This window comes from Mycobacterium sp. NGS15 (assembly GCF_059813245.1).
Map to the genome: position 1 here is coordinate 1 of NZ_JCALEF010000015.1, position 1140 is coordinate 1140.

At 62.0% G+C, this 1140-nt stretch carries 1 pseudogene; it reads right to left on the minus strand.

The annotated features are described in order from the left end of the window. Positions 1 to 4: 4 nt before the first annotated feature. Positions 5 to 993: pseudogene (locus AC5Y5C_RS24845) on the minus strand (IS481 family transposase). Positions 994 to 1140: the final 147 nt, after the last annotated feature.

Genomic DNA, 1140 nt, shown 5'->3' on the forward strand with positions numbered 1-1140 from the left:
TCGTCTAGTTGTATGAGGCCATGACGTTCGTGACTCCGGTGGCCAGTAGTGATGCTGGTGGTTGGCCTGCGGCGGCAGAATGTGGTCGATGGTAGTTGAAATGGATGTTCCAGATCTTCAACGCGTTCGTTCGTTGGGTTTCTGAGGTCCATGTCCGGGCGTAGAGGAACTCTTCGGCCAAGATTCGGTTGTAGCGCTCCACTTTCCCGTTGTGGCGTTACGTGTAGGGCCGGGTGCGTTGATGCCGGGAGCGGCCCAGGACGCGGGTGAAGGTCGCGGCGCGGTAGCACGAGCCGTTGTCGGTGATGACTTTCTCGATCCGGTTGATGCCGTGGGCGGCGAACCAGGCTTTGGCTCGACGGTAGAAACCGGTTGCTGTGCTTGCCTTTTCATCGCTGAGAGCTTCGGTGTAGGCCAGCCGCGAATAGCCATCGACCGCGCTGTGAAGATAGGTGTAGCCCAGACGCGGACCGCGGGCCGCTGCCTTGGCGCGGTCGCTGCCACGGCCATGAACACGCCAACCGCCACCGGCGGGGATGGTGCCGGCTTTTTGACATCGACATGCACGATGTGACCGGGCCGTTGCGCGATGATCTGGCCCGGGGTGCGATTCAACTGGCCGGCGGGATCGATGAATCGGCGCCGGTTGAGCCCCAAAGTGACCAGTTGGCGACTCACTGTCCGGCGACTGATCACTACGCCAGAGGTGTTGAGTTCGAACGTAATCCGGGCCGCTGACCACTTGTGGGTGCGGCGCATCGTCTCGATGCGAGAGATCACCTGCGCGGGTGTGCCCGTCGGCTGGCGATGCGGTGTCGATGACCGATCCAGCAGGCCCAGCTCACCAAAACAGCGATACCGGCCGACCCACTTGGAAGCACAGGCCCGCGAGATACCCATCTCGGCAGCCACATGCGCAATCGGACGATGGGCACAACGAGCGACCAGCCGACGACGGCCTTCAACAGACAACGGGGCATTACGGTGAGACATAGGACGGGTTCCTTCAGCTGCTCGGACGAGGGGTTTGGCGATTTCTCATCCTGCCGCCGAAGAACCCGTCCCCCTCACACCCCCAGCACCTACAACGTCATGACCCACAACAACTAGATCGGCGCCGTGCCCTCAATCGGCACCGTG